At 64.7% G+C, this 16,652-nt stretch carries 13 protein-coding genes and 3 pseudogenes; 12 read left to right on the forward strand and 4 right to left on the reverse strand.

Annotation, left to right across the window (positions count from 1 at the left end; genetic code table 11):
• Window positions 1-86: pseudogene (locus ACY35P_RS09610) on the reverse strand (translesion DNA synthesis-associated protein ImuA); the annotation flags it as partial.
• Between ACY35P_RS09610 and ACY35P_RS09615 the strand changes: the two are divergent.
• The 7 genes and pseudogenes from ACY35P_RS09615 to ACY35P_RS09645 form a co-directional block, all read left to right on the forward strand.
• Window positions 78-161 (forward strand): annotated as a pseudogene (locus ACY35P_RS09615) (RidA family protein); the annotation flags it as partial. The pseudogenes ACY35P_RS09610 and ACY35P_RS09615 overlap by 9 nt on opposite strands.
• A gap of 1 nt (window position 162) precedes the next feature.
• Window positions 163-1,089, forward strand: a pseudogene (locus tag ACY35P_RS09620) (ATP-dependent DNA helicase RecG); the annotation flags it as partial.
• A gap of 392 nt (window positions 1,090-1,481) precedes the next feature.
• Window positions 1,482-3,689 (forward strand): hypothetical protein, encoded by a 2,208-nt coding sequence (locus ACY35P_RS09625; RefSeq protein ID WP_462115613.1) that lies wholly within the window; start codon window positions 1,482-1,484, stop codon window positions 3,687-3,689.
• Window positions 3,686-5,968: a site-specific integrase gene (locus ACY35P_RS09630; RefSeq protein ID WP_462115614.1), complete on the forward strand. Its 2,283-nt coding sequence runs from the start codon at window positions 3,686-3,688 to the stop codon at window positions 5,966-5,968. The genes ACY35P_RS09625 and ACY35P_RS09630 overlap by 4 nt, the downstream gene beginning before the upstream one ends.
• Window positions 5,965-6,573 (forward strand): hypothetical protein, encoded by a 609-nt coding sequence (locus ACY35P_RS09635; RefSeq protein WP_462115615.1) that lies wholly within the window; start codon window positions 5,965-5,967, stop codon window positions 6,571-6,573. Before ACY35P_RS09630 ends, ACY35P_RS09635 begins: the two co-directional genes overlap by 4 nt.
• A 22-nt stretch (window positions 6,574-6,595) precedes the next feature.
• Window positions 6,596-8,599 (forward strand): helicase-related protein, encoded by a 2,004-nt coding sequence (locus ACY35P_RS09640; protein ID WP_462115634.1) that lies wholly within the window; start codon window positions 6,596-6,598, stop codon window positions 8,597-8,599.
• Window positions 8,596-9,900, forward strand: coding sequence for a hypothetical protein (locus tag ACY35P_RS09645; protein WP_462115616.1), 1,305 nt, complete (start codon window positions 8,596-8,598; stop codon window positions 9,898-9,900). The genes ACY35P_RS09640 and ACY35P_RS09645 overlap by 4 nt, the downstream gene beginning before the upstream one ends.
• A 52-nt stretch (window positions 9,901-9,952) precedes the next feature.
• Here ACY35P_RS09645 and ACY35P_RS09650 read toward each other — a convergent pair whose 3' ends face one another.
• The gene (locus tag ACY35P_RS09650; RefSeq protein WP_462115617.1) at window positions 9,953-10,663 is read right to left on the reverse strand and encodes a hypothetical protein; all 711 of its coding nucleotides are present in this window, start codon (window positions 10,661-10,663) and stop codon (window positions 9,953-9,955) included.
• A gap of 153 nt (window positions 10,664-10,816) precedes the next feature.
• Here ACY35P_RS09650 and ACY35P_RS09655 point away from each other — a divergent pair, with 153 nt between their 5' ends.
• Window positions 10,817-11,173, forward strand: coding sequence for a helix-turn-helix domain-containing protein (locus tag ACY35P_RS09655; RefSeq protein WP_462115618.1), 357 nt, complete (start codon window positions 10,817-10,819; stop codon window positions 11,171-11,173).
• Window positions 11,174-11,535: 362 nt separating this feature from the next.
• Here ACY35P_RS09655 and ACY35P_RS09660 read toward each other — a convergent pair whose 3' ends face one another.
• Window positions 11,536-12,804 (reverse strand): VTT domain-containing protein, encoded by a 1,269-nt coding sequence (locus tag ACY35P_RS09660; RefSeq protein ID WP_462115619.1) that lies wholly within the window; start codon window positions 12,802-12,804, stop codon window positions 11,536-11,538.
• Between the two features lie 110 nt (window positions 12,805-12,914).
• On the opposite strand from ACY35P_RS09660, the gene ACY35P_RS09665 reads away from it, so the two are divergent.
• From ACY35P_RS09665 to ACY35P_RS09680, 4 genes are all read left to right on the forward strand, one after another.
• Window positions 12,915-13,691 carry a phosphatase PAP2 family protein gene (locus ACY35P_RS09665; protein WP_462115620.1) on the forward strand — a complete coding sequence of 259 codons (777 nt, stop codon included), beginning with the start codon at window positions 12,915-12,917 and terminating at the stop codon, window positions 13,689-13,691.
• Window positions 13,688-14,200, forward strand: a complete 513-nt coding sequence (locus ACY35P_RS09670; protein WP_462115621.1) for a hypothetical protein — start codon at window positions 13,688-13,690, stop codon at window positions 14,198-14,200. Before ACY35P_RS09665 ends, ACY35P_RS09670 begins: the two co-directional genes overlap by 4 nt.
• Entirely contained in the window at window positions 14,201-14,650 is a 450-nt protein-coding gene (locus ACY35P_RS09675; RefSeq protein WP_462115622.1) for a DUF421 domain-containing protein, read from the forward strand.
• A 254-nt stretch (window positions 14,651-14,904) separates the two neighbouring features.
• A complete protein-coding gene (locus ACY35P_RS09680) occupies window positions 14,905-15,342 on the forward strand; it encodes a hypothetical protein (RefSeq protein WP_462115623.1) in 438 nt (145 codons plus the stop codon).
• 40 nt (window positions 15,343-15,382) lie between these two features.
• On the opposite strand, the gene ACY35P_RS09685 is transcribed toward ACY35P_RS09680, so the two are convergent.
• Entirely contained in the window at window positions 15,383-16,633 is a 1,251-nt protein-coding gene (locus tag ACY35P_RS09685) for a sodium:proton exchanger (RefSeq protein WP_462115624.1), read from the reverse strand.
• Between the last annotated feature and the right edge of the window lie 19 nt (window positions 16,634-16,652).

Below are 16,652 nucleotides of genomic sequence, written 5' to 3' on the forward strand. Positions count from 1 at the left end.
CGGTCGTCCACCGTCTGCGGCCAGCACAGCACCGCCGTGCACGCGCCCGAGCGCATGCACTGCTCCGCGGCCCACAGTACCCGGCGCGCTCGACGATCCAGGTGTCCGGCCTGCCGAAGGGCGCGCACTTCGAGGTCGACGCGATCCTCGTCCTCGGCTGACATGCCCCGCGCGGCGCGACCGACGCCCGCCCTCGCGCCGGCCGGCGAAGCGCCGCTGACGTCGCTGCGGGGGTGCGGGCCTGCGCTCGCCGAGAAGCTCGCGTCGCGCGGGCTCTCCGCCGTGCAGGACCTGTGGCTGCAACTGCCGCGCGGCTACGAGGACCGCACGAAGATCGTGCCGATCCGCGACCTGCAGCCCGGCACCGCCGCGCAGGTCGAGGGCGTGGTCGAGGCCGTGGAGAAGGGCTTCCGCTATCGGCCGATGCTGAAGGTGGCGATCGGCGACGACTCGCGCGCCACGCTGATCCTGCGCTTCTTCCATTTCCGCGCCGCGCAGGTCGCGCAGTTCGCGCCCGGCACGCGGCTGCGCTGCTACGGCACCCCGCGGCTCGGCCCGCAGGGGCTCGAAATCGTGCATCCGAGCTATCGCGTGGTCGAACCGGACGAGGTGCTCGGCAGTGCCCTCGATCCGGTGTATCCGCAAATCGAAGGCGTCGCGCCCGCGACCCTGCGAAGGCTCATCGGGCTCGCGCTCGATCGGCTGCCGCCCGGTGACGCGCTCGAACTGCTGCCGGTGGCGTGGTGGGACGATCTCGGCCTGCCATCGCTGCGGCAGGCGCTGCTCACGGTGCACCGGCCAGCGGCGGGCGACGACATCGCCGCGTTGCTCGCGGGCCGCCACCCGGCGCAGCGTCGCCTCGCGCTCGAAGAACTCCTCGCGCACCACCTCAGCCTGCGCGGGCAACGGCATGCGCATCGCGCGCAACTCGCGCCGGCGCTCGCGGACGGACGGCTCGCGAACCGCCTCCGCGACGCACTTCCGTTCCGGCTGACGGGCGCGCAGTCGCGCGTGTTCGCCGAGGTCGCGGTCGACCTGGCGCAATCGGTGCCGATGCTGCGGCTCGTGCAGGGCGACGTCGGTTGCGGAGTGTTAGCCTGCCGCTCTGTTCAACGTAAGGGTCGGCGATGGCGCGGCCGAAGAAATTGTTGTCCGCAGGGGCAAGACCGGAGCCGACTCTCACCCTTAACGTTCAAGGTAGCACTGCCTCGTCCGACCAACCGCTCCTCCTCGAGCTAGCCGCTGCATTTGTACTGGCGCTCCACGACAGCTTGGCTGTCGGATGGCAGGGCGGCCGATCGCGGAGAGTGACGACGTTTACAACGCCGGCGGGGCAGTTTGACGTACGGCTGTTCGACGGGCGGGTGGGGGACTGGCGAGCGCCTCGACGCGTGAGTTTCCAGCAAGTCCTTTTGGAACGATGGGGCGCGCTAGCGGATCTATTCAAAGCGCTTCTAGGCGGCGATCCGACCGACCTACGCATGTTCTCCGATCACGTCTCGGCATTCCTCGGCGAACAGTACGACGTCCGACGGACCAACACGGTCGTCGCCCGCGTCGAAGCAAGGCTGGTTGTACTAGGCATTCGTACCGACCCTGAGAAGGACGCCCGCAGACACGCCGACGCGATCCGCACGTGGGTGCAGATGAACGGTCTTCCCAAGGCGGTGGTCGACCTGACCCACGGCAGGCCGCGTGTCGACGTCCCCGCTCTCGTGCAGCACGCGGGCGAGTACGACGCGCACCTGGGCGCTGTTCTTGCTCCGCTGCTGCAGGAGACGCTCGACGAAGTCGCGGCGCGCTCGCCTTGGTCCGAAAGCGCGAAGCGCTTCGTGCCGACGACCCACCGACCGCACGGCCGTGAAACATTCCCCGGCGTCCTGTTTGACTTCCACCGCTTCGGAGTGGAGCGGGGCGGGCTACTGGACGCCGTCATAGACCAGATCCTGCTGCCGGGCGACCACCTAACGACGGGGGCGCTACGGAACTGGATCTTGTGGCTCACGTGCGAGAACAGGGACGACTCCCAGCGAGCGCAGGCGGTCCAGATACTCTCGAAAGTATCCGGACATACGCCCGCGGAGGCGCGCGTGCTCAGTGAGCTGCTCGCCGGTGTTACCGCGCTCCGGGCGATGACCGACAAAACCCGCTACGGGTACATCACGAGCTTTCGCCACCTACTGACCCGCACGTATCTCGCCATCGGCGCAGAGGTTCCCCACTTCCCGCGTGGCGCCATGAAGGCACTGGTGTCCAATACGCGTGGAATGCTCAGCGACGCACCTGATCCTGGCGCGATCAACCCCGAATTCCGACCCACGATCGTCAACGTCGCTCAGGGGCCGCCACAGCGAGCTCGGCAAAGTGCCATCGGTCACGTGGAAGATCGACTTCTGCGCGTGAAGGCAGCTTGCGACCAGGACATCGAAGGATTCCTGAAGTGGAGGGCGTGGACTGAAGCCGCCGAAGCGCTTCCCCTCGACGAGCAAGCGCTGGGTTACGTCGACCGACTCATCGCCCATGGCGCACGCGAAGATTCGTGCCTCCAGCGCTGGCTGGTCATGGCAGACCTTCAAACCATCGTGGCGGTGGCGCTCGTAGCCATGAAGAAGAACGGCTACCACACGCGAGAAGGTCACGGCGTGCGAGTCGCGACCAACCGCTCCATCAACCTGGGACTCGCGGCGGAACGGTTACAGATGGCTTTTCCCGACCTGGAACGGTGGTCCAGCAAGAGGTCGGGTCAGGGCAGGTTCTCCACGTTCCGCAACCTGCTCAGCCACTGGTATGTCCCACGCTGGGTGCAGTTCGCTATCGAGCTGCGGATTCAAGCGGACACCGCATTCAACCGTCATACCGTCAGGAACCTGACCGCGTCTGGCATCAGCATCAGCAACGCCACGATCGAGCTGCAAGCGCTGAAAGGTAAGACGGAAGAGCTTCAAACAGCCGAGATCGATGGCTCGGATCGGACGTTGCGTGCTGCACTCGAGCTGATGAGGGGACACGGCAAGAATGTTGTCGAACACTGGCAGGCCGATGAGAAGCGCGTCTTCGTTGCGCTAGTGAGCAGCAACGACACGGTTTCGTTCGGCCTTTGGCCATGCCACCACATACATGAGCGCTTCATCGATTTCCACAAGCTCTTCAAGTTCACTCGGGAGCAATTGCGAAACCAGAACGCGGGGCTCGTCTATCTCAAGAGCGAAGATGTCCATGAGGTTCAGGGTCGACTTGGCCACGCGAGCATCAAGACCACCTCGGGCTATGTCCGCCAGCACATAATCGCGGTCCTGAATCGCGCGAACATCGCCGAGTTCGTGCGTCGCTTGGGCGCGAGCATCGTCTGGGTCGTCGAGGGACCAGAGGCTGTGGGGCGTCGCGGCATGCTTGAGACCGATGTAAGCGAACGGCTTCTCTTCCCGCTCGGCGTTCAAAAGCAGGTCGCTGCGGCGCCCGAGTGTGATGCGTGGATCGCAGATCCTGAGTGGAAGCTGCAAATCAACGAGCTCCGCATACGTCATCTAGTTGCCCAGCGCGCCTACTACGCCCGGAACTGGCAGAAGCTTAGGGCGTCTTCGCCTGAGGCATACGAAAAGGTGCATCGGCCGCGTATCGAGTTCGTCGCGGCCCTCTGGGAAATCGTGGCCGATTCCGAATTTGCACAACTGCTTCAGGAGCCAGCATGAACCCCGCATCCGCAGTGGGCGAAGCGCCCGCAGTCGACGACTCCCAAGTCGAGGCTCCGGCCGGGCACTGGCCTGAACATCAGATCTCTCACCCTGCCATTCTCAGTCGTTGGGAAGATCCATTCCTCCTGATCAGAAGCGAGTCAGGAGTCGTCCGGCGCTTTGACCTCGCCGAGGTTCCATTGCCTCGGAATTGCGACGTGGGCGGTCCAATCACCAAGCCATGCAAGCTTGGCGACTTTCCGCACTGGATGGACGTCTGCAAAGCCTACGCCGCCCTTGCCCTTCACGACACGTCGGCCTATACGGCCGTTGATATCGTCAGCAATGCATTGGGCAACGTCTATCGGTTCTTTGCCTGGTGCATCAGGCGCCGGGTGCTCCATCTCAACGCTCTAACTGAGAGCGACCTCAAGGCGTTTGCACGGGAGCTCCAGCCCAATGGCTGGTTCAGTGCCCTTCCGATAGAGCAGTGGATCCGGGCTGCACTCAACGAAGCCAAGGCTGATGAGAATGTTCGCTCGCGCCTTATTTCGCATAGGCGCAATAACTCGTTCGCCAGCTTCAACACGGAGGGGCTGTCGCGCGAGATCGGTTGTGTCGTCACACAGCCTGAGTACCCCTCCTGGATGGGGGAGAGCCTACAGGTACTCGCGCCTGATACCTCAATTCGGTTTCAGGTGCAGCGCGCAAGGAAGGATCGTGCATGGTCCGCGTCCTCTTTTAAGAACTGCTTTGTCGCCGTTCGACGACTGAGTCGCATCGCCGCGCCGTTGGATCGCCTTACTTTCGACCCGTTTCCGAACACGCGGGCAGCGGCCATCGCGTCGGGCGGCCGTCCGGACGGGCGGACGCCCAACTTACCCATCGAGGAGGCAGGGCGACTGCTGGGTACCTCGCTGAGCTGGATCTATGAGAAGTCGCCGGGTGTCGAGGAGCTTCTCCGTATCTGGACGGATGCGAAAGCCTCCGCCGTGGCCGCAGGCTTGAATGGCAAGTCCATTCCGGCGGCGTGCCTGCGCGTCGTCAACAAGGCCTATCCGGAGATTGCCGCCCGATTCGACTTTCCACGCGGGAAGATCGGCCTCGCGAGCATCTCGGCAGACGGGCTATCAATCGCTGACTTTCTCCAACGCATTCAGACATCGGCTGTCGTACTGATCGGCATCAACCAGGCCCGTCGAAAAAACGAGATCACCGGAGAGGACGACCGTCCCTGGGGCGTCTACGCAGGTTGCGTGTCCAGGTCCGACCCGTTCGTCGAAGCCTTCGAGATCGACATGTACATCGAGAAAACGTGGCGGGACTGGCGAAAGATGCCGGCAAACCGTATTACGGCTGACGTCGTGGGCGTACTTGAGCGGCTACGGGTGGCGATGCCCGGTCCTGCGATGCGGGGAAGCGACGACGTCAGGGAGAGGCGAAAGAACAAGCTCTTCGTTTTTCCCACGCAGGCGCATGACCGAAACGCTGAGCTGGCGGAGTACCGGTTTAGCAAGCACAGCGACACACTCTTCAAAGAGGCAAAGATCGATCCAAAGTGGCGGCGAACGCATCAGTTCAGGCGGCTTTTCGCGCTGTTGTACATGTACCGACACGATAATCCGTCGCTGCAGGCGCTGTCAGAGATGCTCTGCCATCTGGACCTCGAGTGCACTCGGACATACGTCACCGACGCTAGTATGGTGGCCGAGGCCGAGCGAATCGCAGTGCTGTATCGCTGTCACGACGAGGCCCCGCTCGAGGAGCTGGCCGAAGCGCGGCGGGAGTATGCCGAAGAGCAGATCCGGGCCATGCTCACCTCGGCGGAAGCAGGCGGAACGTTGACGCGTCGTGTGCGCAGATGGGTGAAAGGCCTGGTGTCGAAAGTGGAATTCGACGCGGATGACCTTGAACGTGCGCTAGCGGCGGTCCAGACGAAGATGGACAAGCGTGGCTACAGTCCGGAGTCATATCCGCACGGAATCTGCTGGGCAAGCCATCGTCACGCGTCGCGCGCGAGCTGCGGCCGTGGCGGGGATCTGGCCCGGGAGCACGCGGGCATCGACGTTTGCTCTAAGTGCCCATTTCATAGTACGTCGGTCGCATTCCTTGAGAACGTTGAGCGAGATCTTAGGCACCTCCGTGAAGCTGAGGACTCGGCTTCATGTTCGACGGAGGCGGCGACCATCAGGGAGGAGATTGTGGCCTTGGAAGGACTTCTGGCCATGGAGCGCCGCTTAATGGAGCGCGAGTGGCGGCAAGACCCCGATAGAGCCGTTTTGGAGGAGCCCGCGTGACGACGACTCCGAACCACGTTTCAAGCGCCAACAAGCTTGCAGCCAAGGCCGCGATCGTTGCAAAGCGCGAGCAGTTGGAGCACTGGTCTCGGACGGGCCTGCCATTCAGGGGGGGCGCGACTCCTGCCGCAGGTGAGCCCTACGAATTCGATTGGTATCCCCAGAGCCTGCGCGACTTTTGCCGGTGGGATGGTTCGCAGAACAATCCCAAGATCGGGCCGTTTCGAGCCACTGCGTTTCAAACCCTAGGCTCGTATCCCGAGGAAAAGGCGACGGTAACGTCGCTGTTGGCGGCGCTTGAGAAACTTCGGTCGGCAACGATCAAGCGTCTTGATCCTAAAGCCGCGCTACGCGATGCAGAGGGACAGGTCCTGATCGAGCGGCAGTTACGCACGGGAGCATTGCTTGGGTATCGCGCGGCCCGCCAGCAGGTGCGTGTCCTGACCGCGTCCTTGGCCGATGAGCAGCGCGCGCATCAGGAATCTATAGCTCACCTGTCGGAGCAGCTAGAGAAGGCCCGTCGGGACGTGGCGGCGTTGGCGGCGGAAGTCGCTGCGCTGACGGCGACCCTTCGCAAAGTGAGGCCCATCCGGGCAGTCGGTTGAAAGGACGTCGCAATTGACCTGGATGCTCGACCAATCCGATTCCCCGGTCGGGGGCCATGATCCGAGGGATCCTGCTGCTCGACTGGGCGCGGGCGTGGATCGGAGCCGGGCCCTGAAGCGCCTGGGCGCCGTCGGAGTGTCAGAGCTCTGGCAGGCAGCCCTCTATCTGCCCACCCGTTTTCTGGATGCACGTCAGCCCATAGAACGGTTTTTCGGACTGGGTCCTTCCACGGGCGATGTCGTCTGTGTCGGCCGTTACGCGGGCGACTTCCGTACCCGGTGGACCCCCCGCCGCGGTCGCGCGACGGCGCCGCAGGCTCAGGGCTCATTGGTCGATGGCGTCGGGATGAAGGTGCGCTTCTCCGTGTTTGGCGACGCGCGGAGCCTGGAAAAGGCGCTGGAAGAGGCAGGCGCCGAGCGGGTGGCCCTCGCAGGCACGCTCACCGCCGTAGGCGACCTTCTTTTCCTGAACAATCCGGTCTTGCTCGACGCCAGCGCACTCGGCCACGTGCTTCCCGTATACCCAGGCAAGACGCGCGTGCTGTCGGTCGCCATGGCTCGAAAGCTGGTGACTGCGTTGCTCCCTGACGCGATTCCTGCCGCCGCGGCACATCTGCGGGCATCCGTGAGCGGTGTCATTGACGCCTCAGACCTCCGGCGCCTCCTCCGTCGCCCGCGCGGAACCTTGGAAGACCTGTTGTGGGAAGCGCACCTGCCGGCGGCGCCCGAGATCGGGGAGGCGGCGCAGCAGAGCCTGGAAAGGCTCTCGGCGATCCTCACGATCGGCGAGCTGCGTGAGCTCCAGGGTGAGCACCCGCCCGCGCGCCAAGCGTTTGATATCGGGGGGTGGCAGGATCTGTTGGATCGGGTGCCGTTCCGACTCACCGACGAGCAACGTGCGGCCGCGGCCCAGCTCGTGGACCGTTTCCAAGGGCCGACGACGTCGGCGACCTTGATCAATGCCGACGTCGGCATGGGCAAGTCGATCGTGTACCAGCTGGCGTCCGCGGCGGCAGTACGCGCGGGTGCCCGGGCCGCTGTGATGCTCCCCAATGAGCGTCTGGCGTCGCAAGCGCATCAAGAGATCGTGCGTCTGTTTCCTGAGCTCGGTGCCGTGTTGGTGACGGGCAAGAGCAGGACGAACGCCAAATCGAGCAACTGGCTTGTAGGAACGACGGCCATGCTGTTCCGGGACGTGGGGCCGCTGGACATCTGTGTCGTCGACGAACAGCACCGGTTCTCCGTAGACCAGCGCAGGGCACTCGCGGCAAACGGCACGCACGTGGTCGAGATCAGCGCGACTCCGATCCCGCGAACACAAGCGCTCTTGCTATACGGAAAGCTGGATGTCATTCGACTGACGCATCGTCACAGTCCACAGGACATCCATACGCGCGTGGTCGAGCGCGGCGGTACTGACCAGATGATCGACGAGATTCGAAGCGTCATCGCTCGCGGATCCCGGGTGCTGATCGTATGTCCGCGTCGCGAGGAGAGCGAGGAGGATGACGGCGAGGCGCTTCCGTCGGTCGCGCGTGTCGCTGGAAAATGGGAGCGTCTCTTTCCCGGGATCGTCCGGTCGCTGCACGGCGAATCCGAGCCCGAGACGGTGCAGGTCGCCTTCGACGATATCGCAAGCGGTGCGGCTCAGATCCTCGTCGCGACGACAGTGGTCGAGGTCGGGCTGAACATCCCGGACCTGCGTGCGGTGATCATCGTGCATGCCGAGCGGTTCGGCATTTCCCAGCTCCATCAGCTGCGAGGGCGCCTGGCCCGTGAAGGCGGGCCTGGCGTCTGCTACCTCTACCTTCCTCGACGCGCTGGCATGGATGCCATGGCCCGACTGAACGCCGTGGCGGCAACGAACGACGGCTTCGAACTCGCGGAGTTTGATATGCGTGCTCGGGGGATCGGGGATGTCTCGCAGGCAGGCCAAAGGCAGCACGGGGGCACCGGTAGCATTTTGCTGACCCGGCCGGTCCCGATGGACGTCTTTGTCGAGGTACTCGCCGAGGTCAGCCGTTGAGCACGGCCCTCGCGCTCGTTGAGTGGACCGATGACGGGCGCGGTGGGGTACCCGTGTTCTACGACCGCCGCCGGCGGCTGGTGGATGCGCTCCACGACTTCGTCGAGTCCATCGCGGCGGCCAAGCGTGACGTCGCCTCTCCGACCGGGTACCGGTCGGCTGTCGATCCAGTCACATACGCGCTTCTGGGCTGGCTTCGCTTCCTGGACGCTAAGGGACTCGACCTGTGGGCGGCCACTGACGCGCTTCTGGTCGAACATCGGGACAGCGAAGTGAAGGCCGTCATGCAGTCTCCGCGCGCGAAGCAGGAGAAGCGCTTGGCGATGCGGACCGTCAATGATCGATTGCGCTGGATCTATCGCTTCTACGCATGGTGTCGGCGAGATGCGCTACTAAGTGTGGCCGTTCTGAGCCTGAAGGGACCAGTTACCTCGACCCTCTGCGAGCCCGCCACGCGCACGAGCCAAGGAAGGCCCAAACGCGACCCTGCAACCGACTATCCGAAGTGTTTCAAGCGGGTATCAGGCCGGGGTAGTGGCAAGCAACACTTTGCTACGAGCGAGGAGAAGCGAAGGCTCATCGAGGCGCTGTCGAGCAGTGACGACGCATTCGTGCGCGAAAGGAACCGCTTGTGGGTTGAACTGACTGACCGCGTCGGTTGGCGCGCGGGCACCCTCACCGGATTGGAAATAGACGACTTCTCACCGGAGCGTTCGACCGAGCTGGACGATGGCAACCGCCTCGTGTCACCGAAAGTGCAAAAGTTCGGTTACGGCGACACCTTCGAGGTTCCCGCGACGCTGTTCGCGCGCGTGACGCGGTTTATTGCCGCGCGCGAGACCCGCATGAAGCAGAACCGCTGGTCGGAGGCGGTGTCGGAGCGGAGGCTGTTCACCAGCGCTACCTCAGGGCGCCCGTTGGGCGAGCAGACCATTGTGCAGGCGTTCGGCAAGGCGTATCGGGCAATTGGGGTGCCAGCGCGCCAAGGTGCGGGACATCACAGTCTCCGTCGAAAGTTTGGCGATGCGGCGGCGGTGCAGGAGCTCCAATCCCGCAAGGAGTTAGGCCTCTCAACGGCTGCGGAAGACGTGATGCACGCGACTGCTCGAAAGCTCGGACAGCGCAGCATTGCGTCGCAGACACCTTACCAACGTGCGGTTCGGTCGGGTACGCGCGAGTCGACCGTCGCGAAGCTCAGCCAGACGGTCGACGAACAGAATTCGCTCATTGCTGACAAAGATCAGGAAATCTGGCGCTTGAGGCTCCAGTTGGAGCGGGCGAAGGCTGGGCGGTCCGACTAGGTCAAGTGGCAATGCAGTTGGTAGCCGGCTCGGAGATCGCCTAGCTCGCGGACTATTCGATGGACGTCGTATGGGTGAACGCGCGGGCGATGAGCAGGCTCTCAGGCTCGTGCGGAAGCGTCCAGAAAGTACTTCCCAGCCGTGTCAGCTTTGACGTGAACAAGCGACTAGCGGCGCTTTCGGGGACCGGGTGAAAAGGCACGAATGCGCAGTTTGACCAGTCTCCATTGGCGAGGCGCTGGGCACGTTTGCGCAACTCTGTGTAGATCCCTTCGCGCACGACGGAGGTCTCCGTGCCACGCAGCTGCTGTGCCAAGGAGGCGCCGTAACGAGTGGCTGCCCAGCAGCAGTAGCGCCACTGTGCGATCGGGAGAACATGTCGACTATCCCGGATGACGAACGCCAAGTCGGATGCCCATGAGGTGTCGAAATGGTGGCGAGCCAGTTGGGATTCGAAGAAGCGCTCGGCTTCAGAGCCAGCGAGTTCGTGCCACAACCCGAAGCGCGAGGCGAGCCCGTAATTGTTGTGGGGGACCTCTTCGAGAAAGTCCTCGAGCGCCAGCAGAAGACCCGGCCGCAGATAGTCCTGCCAGGTATAGCGCCACTGGATCTGCTCGATTGGCGTCTCTTCCGCGGACGGGTCCAGCTCCCACCGGGCCTCTGGCCATGGCGCTTCGATGATTCCCTGCTCACGCAGGGCATGAAGCATCGCGAGTGAGTGGCGACGGGTGGGTGCTATAGGGATGCGCTTGTCCTGGGCCATCAGCAGTGCAGCAAGCGCCAGGCACCCTTGGATCCCCAGATCGTCCAAGGTAGGCGGTGGTACGGGGGCCATGGACGGGCCTCCGCCCTCGCTGGTAAGCGCCCTAAGTTTACCATAGTATCGCTGCCGGCCCGTCTTTCTCACCCTATTGGCATGGCCAAGGTGAGCAAGACTGTCAAAAGGGTGCAGCCGTCGACTACGTTCTCGAAACGCCTGAGGCAGGCACGGGACCGCGCGGGGCTGACACAGACCGAGCTCGGCCTTCGGGTCGGGATGGACCCGTCAGCCGCCAGCCCGCGAATGAATCAGTACGAGAAGGGCGTCCACGAGCCCCCGCACGCGATGGTCAAGCGCCTCGCGGAGGAGCTCGGCGTGCCCGCCGCCTTCTTATTCGTAGACGACGATCGACTCGCCGACCTCCTTCTCTTATGGGTAGAGCTGCAAGAGGAAGGCCACGACAAGCTTTTGCGGTATGCCAGGCGGCAGGTGAAGGCACAGGGTAGCGACTAGTCAGAGGCCAGTGGACAGGAGTTCGGGCACGCTCGTTCGTCTCAAGTTGACCCTGCCCGCGAGACCTTACAGTTTCTATTCAGAGCATTACGGGAAGGCAGGGTGGCGTCTCTCGCGACGACGTGCTCGAAGCGACCTGGCAATTCGTTGGCGGTAACAAAACGGTGACCAGGGTTTACGAAGCGTCCTGCAGAGGGCGGACTCGCCCGGATTGCCACGCGTCGCCGTCGGCATCTACTGCTTGCGGCGGGAGATAGGCAGGCCTCGGGCACGGTCGTGTGGCCGCATCACATCTGCAGCGACGCGACACGCCTCGGCGCGCCCACGCGACGTCGGACCTAACACACGCGCAGCAGAAGGACTTAACCGGTGTCGCGTGTGTCAGCCCCACTTCCTTCCAAGTCGCAGGCTCGACCCAGCAGCCAGTTACTGACCAGAAGAATTGCAGCGCCGGCGAGGTAACCGGCAATAACGTCCGTAACCCAATGTCGACCGAGGAACACGTCGGCGGTACCTACCACGACAGGTACCGTGATCGCGGCCCAGCGCAGGATGTGAGTGGCACGATCGCCCAGCGCTCGGGCGTTCTGCCAGGCAAGACCGTACACGAGAAGTGACATCAGGACGGGGCGTGCGGGAAAACTGTGTCGCGGCGTCGACAACACCTCAACGAAGAGTGTGGGGCCCGCGCGACCAAAATGACGCGTGACGGCCCAGGACGCCAGCCATGCGCCGAACGTCACAACAAACACCAGAATTGCCTGTGCACGACGGTTCCGTCGCCACGTCCGCGCGCTGAACAGGAGCGTGATGACGAGCAAGCTGACCCCGTGCCCGAGCATTGAGGCACCACGTCCGACGACGTCCGCGAGCGGGCTGTCGAGAGAATGCAACGCAAGACTGACGCGCAGATCCACGGGCCCCGGCGCGCGCTCCACGACGGCTCGGCTCAACGTCGCACACAGTGCGAGACTCGCGACCACTGCGCCGGCGCCGGCGAGCGTTTGAATGGTAGAACCCGCCAAGTGTGTATCGTTCGGCTCCGCCTCGCTGCGGCGTTTCCGCACGTGAAAGACCAGGGCGCCGAGCGCGAGCGCCGCGACGAGGAAAATGCCCGCGCGGCCGACCCACTTCTCCAGCACATGCCAGCTGGCACCGAAGAAATAGCCCGCCAGCCCGTACGACAACCCCCAGACGATGGCGCCCGCGACGTTAAAGCGGAAGAATCGCCACCAGGGCATGCCGCTCGATCCCGCCAGCAACGCGACCACCGTCTGCAATCCCGTAATGAACCGGCCAATCACCACGGTTTTGGCGCCGTGGCGGGCGAAGAACTGCTCGGCCCGTTCCAATCGCGCCGGCGTGAGGCGGACCTTCGGACCGTGGCGCAGCAGGAACGTCCGTCCGCCGCGCCGTCCGATCCAATAACCGGCGGTGTCGCCGGCGATGGCTGCCAGGATCGCGCAGGCAAGCAAGACAGTCAGCGACAGGTGGCCTTGCTGCGCTAGCGCGCCGCCGGCGAGCACGACGGTGTGCCCCGGCGCCGGCACGCCCGCGTTCTCGAGAAGGACGGCCGCGACGACGACGGCATAGCCGTACCGTGCGAACAGGGCAACCAACCAGGCAGGCACAGCATCTCCGGCGTCCGTTCAGCACACCGTACACGCCCGCCGCGAAACGACCCGACAAATGTCCGACAGCGCCGTCCTAACGTGGGCGCCTGGGCTCCAGGAAGTATTCGATGTTCGAGACCGTCTCGACGGAACTGGCGGAGGTCGTGGCCGTCGCGGCGCTGATCGCCGTCGCCCATCTGGCACTGCGTCGATGGTTCCGCGGCTCGGTTTTCGACCGAAGAACACCTTCCAAAGGGTTCGTCTGGCTGGCCACAGCCGTGCTTCTGGTCAAGTTGACCGAAGACGTCATGGGCAACGAGACCGCCGCTCTCGACGTCGAGCTTCTTCAGTGGGTTCACCTAAACGCGCCTGCGCATTGGCAGCGTGCGCTGCAGGCTGTGACCGATACGGCCTCGCTGCGTGCGATTGCGGTACTCGCGGCCATAGCCGCTGCCGTCGCGCTGTGGCGGGGACGCCGTCGCGACGCGGCGGCGCTCGCACTGACGCCTGCGATCGCCGGAATGGCCATATACGTCGCGAAGGCCGCCATTCATCGGCCACGCCCGGCTCTGTGGCAGGTCGACGCGTATTGGGGAACGAGTTTCCCCAGCGGCCATACGTTGGCGGCTGCAGCGTTCGCAACGGCTTTGGGGCTACTCGCCGGCAGCGTGCGGCATCGTGCCGGGCGTGCGCTGGTCCGGTCGGGACTCGGGGCGTGGGTCGCACTGGTGGCGTTTTCGCGCGTGTATCTCGGTGTGCACTGGCCAACCGACGTCGCGGCTGCTGCTTGCGCGGGCGTGCTCGTGGCAATCGCGGTCCACGGCGGTGTAGCGCGCTACTCGCCACGCCGCGTTTGCCGATCCCGGCATTCCGCCGACCCAAGCGTACCGGGCCAAGTTCCGTGACGCGCCCAGGTAACGGGACGGCCCAGACCCCAGAGAGCTCGCATCTCGAGCTTGAGCAGGACGAGGCGCTTCAGTATCGGACGTGGCGCATCCAGCGATGCGGCCGGCTGCTGACTGCCGCAGTAGTCCTCGCAGGCGCCGGCGGGCTGTTCGGCAACGGCTCTTTGAGCCGGGCGCACGCCGCAGGGCACGGCGTCGGAGTCGATTACGAGCGCTTCGCACGCGTGGAGGCCGAGACCCGCGTTCGCGTCCTTGTCGCCCGGCCGGGCCGCGAGGTAGTCGTCGTGCTCCCGCGTTCCTACGCAAACGCGGTCCAGCTGCAGTCGCTCGAGCCGCAACCGGCGTCCAGCCGTGCCGGATTGGCGGGCTTGGCTCTGCGTTACGAGGCAGACGGGCGCGGGCCATTCGTCGCGCACCTCAACCTTGAGCCCGAGTCGCCTGGCCTGCATCGCGCACATTTCATCATTGACGGCCAGCGCGTCGCCGTCACCCAGATGCTCTGGCCCTGAATGACCTCCGTCCTGCATGCCACGCTCATCTATGCGTTCCTGCTTGGCGTGTTCCGCTTGGCGGGGCGTCGAACACTCGGTCGGATCACGACGTTCGACTTCATCCTGCTCATGGTGATCAGCGAGGCGGTGCAGAACGCACTGGTCCGTAACGACTACTCGCTGACGAACGCGTTCCTGACGGTCCTGACGCTCGTCGTCCTGGACATCGGGCTGTCCCTGATCCAGGGTCGATCCCGACGGCTCGGGCGCATATTGCAGGGGCTACCCCTTTTGCTTGTGCATCGCGGCGAGTGCCTCGAGCCTTTGATGCGCAAGGCACGGGTACAGCGGACGGATATCCTCGCGGCCGCGCGGAAAACACATGGGCTGTCGTCCATGGCGCAGATCGACTCCGTCGTGCTGGAGACGGACGGCACCTTGTCGATCATCCCCGCGTCCGGCCCCTGATCCTGCGTCGAGAGATGCGCGCGCCAGCTCGCGTGTGCAGATCACGTTCGTCCTAGCCTCGAATCGGGGTCGGGCCACACACCGACAATTCCCCGACGGTAGGCTTGGTGTAGTGCAACCGGCTATCCGATTTCCGCGCGAACAACCATGCGAACTGCATTGTCGTCCCTGCCCCGAACTCCACAACCATGAAACCGCGGCATCCGCATCGGACGGGTCGCGCAATCGGGGTTGTTCGCTACGTGGCGGGCCTCGTGGCCGCGCTCCTCGGCGGCTACTGGGCGGGGTCCGATGGAGGCAGCGGCTCCGCGGTGACCTCCGCCCCGGTGGCGCTCGCGCTCGTGGCCGGGTGGGTGATCGCGCACGTCGTAGCCGTCCTGCTGCTCGGACGGTTAGCCCGCGTCACGCAGGTCGCGCGCTGGATGCGTCGGCTTCGCGCTCCGCCGGCGGCGATCGACAGGATCACTCGGAGCCTGGCCAGTTGGCTCGATGCCGCTGCCATGGTCGCCATCGCCGCGACCTGTCTGGCCGCAATGTTGCTGAGCGTGGGGCTGGCGGTGCTGGGCGCGTGGGATATGGACCACGGGATCCGCTGGGGAATCATCGGTGTCAAGGCCGGTGCGGTCGCGCTCCTGCTGTCGGCGTACGCGCCGTGGGCGATGCCACGCTGGGGCGCGTGGTGGCGGGACTAGCCGGCGCTGGACCGCATTCGCTACGCAGTGCCGTTGTCCTTTACCGGGAGTGCCCCGATGACAAGGCGAACCGGACGTGGCCCAACACGGTGCGGGCGTTGAGCGCGCCGAGCACGGCCGACAGGGCGACGTAGCACCACGAAAACAGGGTCAGGTGGCGGATCGTGGCGGCTTCATCCGCCTGCGTCACGAATGCGATCGCGACCTGCGCCAGGAAAAGTACCAGCAAGATGCATGCGGCACGGAACGTTAACTTCAGGCGGGCGATCAGTAGCACGGCGAAGATGGACTGCGCGGCGGTAAGGAACAGCTCCTCGCGCTGGCGCGCGCCCAGCATCAGGGGTGCCAAGTGCCCGGCGCCGAGCGAGTAGACGAGGGGCAGTGCGCCCAGCAGCAGCGTCCACTGGTTGATCTTGTCGCTGACCAGCGCCCCTAGGGCGTGAACGGGCTTCAAGCTCAGCGTGAACAGCACGACGATGATCAGCTCCGGGAGCTCACCGGCCAGTGGCGACACCCACTGGATCAGGAAAAAGTGGTTGATCCCCAACGTCGTGGCCGCATCAACCAACGATTCGGCAAAGGGCTCGGCTTCCAGCAGGATGATCGCGCCGGCCAGTAGACCCAGCACGCCCATGATCGTGAAGCGCTGTCGACGCGGCAGGGTTTCCAGGACAGCCGCAGGCCCGACTTCACCGTCATCATCGTCATCGTCATCGTCTGTGGAAGCGCGGGGCAAACGCGATAGTCGCCACAGGTAGAGCCCGTACACGGCGAACAGTACAACCGCATCCCACGCGGTAATGCGCGCCTTCGCCACGAGCACGAACGAGTAGAGGCTGGCGATTGCGAGGTAGATCACCTCGATCGCGTTGTCTCGCGCGAGTTCGACCCCGAGGCGCCGGGTGCGCCAGGCGTAGAGCAGGACGATGAGCGGCCAGCCGAGACCCACGAGCAGGCGGTTGGCGCCGGTCATGTTCGCCGCGGCGTAATGCACGTAGTCCGAGCCGGGCAATTGCCCACCCTTGAAGCCGTATACGAAGTCCACCACGAACTCGGGAAGCACCGTAATCAGCGCGAGCACCGCCAGCGCGAGGCCACGCGACACATAGCCCTCGGCCGCCTCCACGCTCCAGGACAGCATGAAGCCCGCCCCGAGGATGGCCAGACCGGCGAGCAGCGCCGCCACGGCGGGCGTCGTCGGCGTTCCGGTCATCCGCAGTGACAGCGCCGGTGCGGCCGCCGCCAGTGCAAGCGCAACCGCGAGATAGAAGCGGCGCATCGGTGCGGACATGACGTTCTCCAATAGGGCG

The sequence above is a fragment of the Lysobacter xanthus genome, from assembly GCF_047159895.1.

What these genes read in the sequence shown, in the direction of transcription:
- ACY35P_RS09655 (WP_462115618.1), top strand. Translation starts at nt 10,817, where the DNA reads ATGGCCAAGGTGAGCAAGACTGTCAAAAGGGTGCAGCCGTCGACTACG.
- ACY35P_RS09650 (WP_462115617.1), bottom strand. Translation starts at nt 10,663, where the DNA reads ATGGCCCAGGACAAGCGCATCCCTATAGCACCCACCCGTCGCCACTCA.
- ACY35P_RS09665 (WP_462115620.1), top strand. Translation starts at nt 12,915, where the DNA reads ATGTTCGAGACCGTCTCGACGGAACTGGCGGAGGTCGTGGCCGTCGCG.
- ACY35P_RS09625 (WP_462115613.1), top strand. Translation starts at nt 1,482, where the DNA reads ATGTTCTCCGATCACGTCTCGGCATTCCTCGGCGAACAGTACGACGTC.
- ACY35P_RS09675 (WP_462115622.1), top strand. Translation starts at nt 14,201, where the DNA reads ATGACCTCCGTCCTGCATGCCACGCTCATCTATGCGTTCCTGCTTGGC.
- ACY35P_RS09685 (WP_462115624.1), bottom strand. Translation starts at nt 16,633, where the DNA reads ATGTCCGCACCGATGCGCCGCTTCTATCTCGCGGTTGCGCTTGCACTG.
- ACY35P_RS09640 (WP_462115634.1), top strand. Translation starts at nt 6,596, where the DNA reads ATGCTCGACCAATCCGATTCCCCGGTCGGGGGCCATGATCCGAGGGAT.
- ACY35P_RS09630 (WP_462115614.1), top strand. Translation starts at nt 3,686, where the DNA reads ATGAACCCCGCATCCGCAGTGGGCGAAGCGCCCGCAGTCGACGACTCC.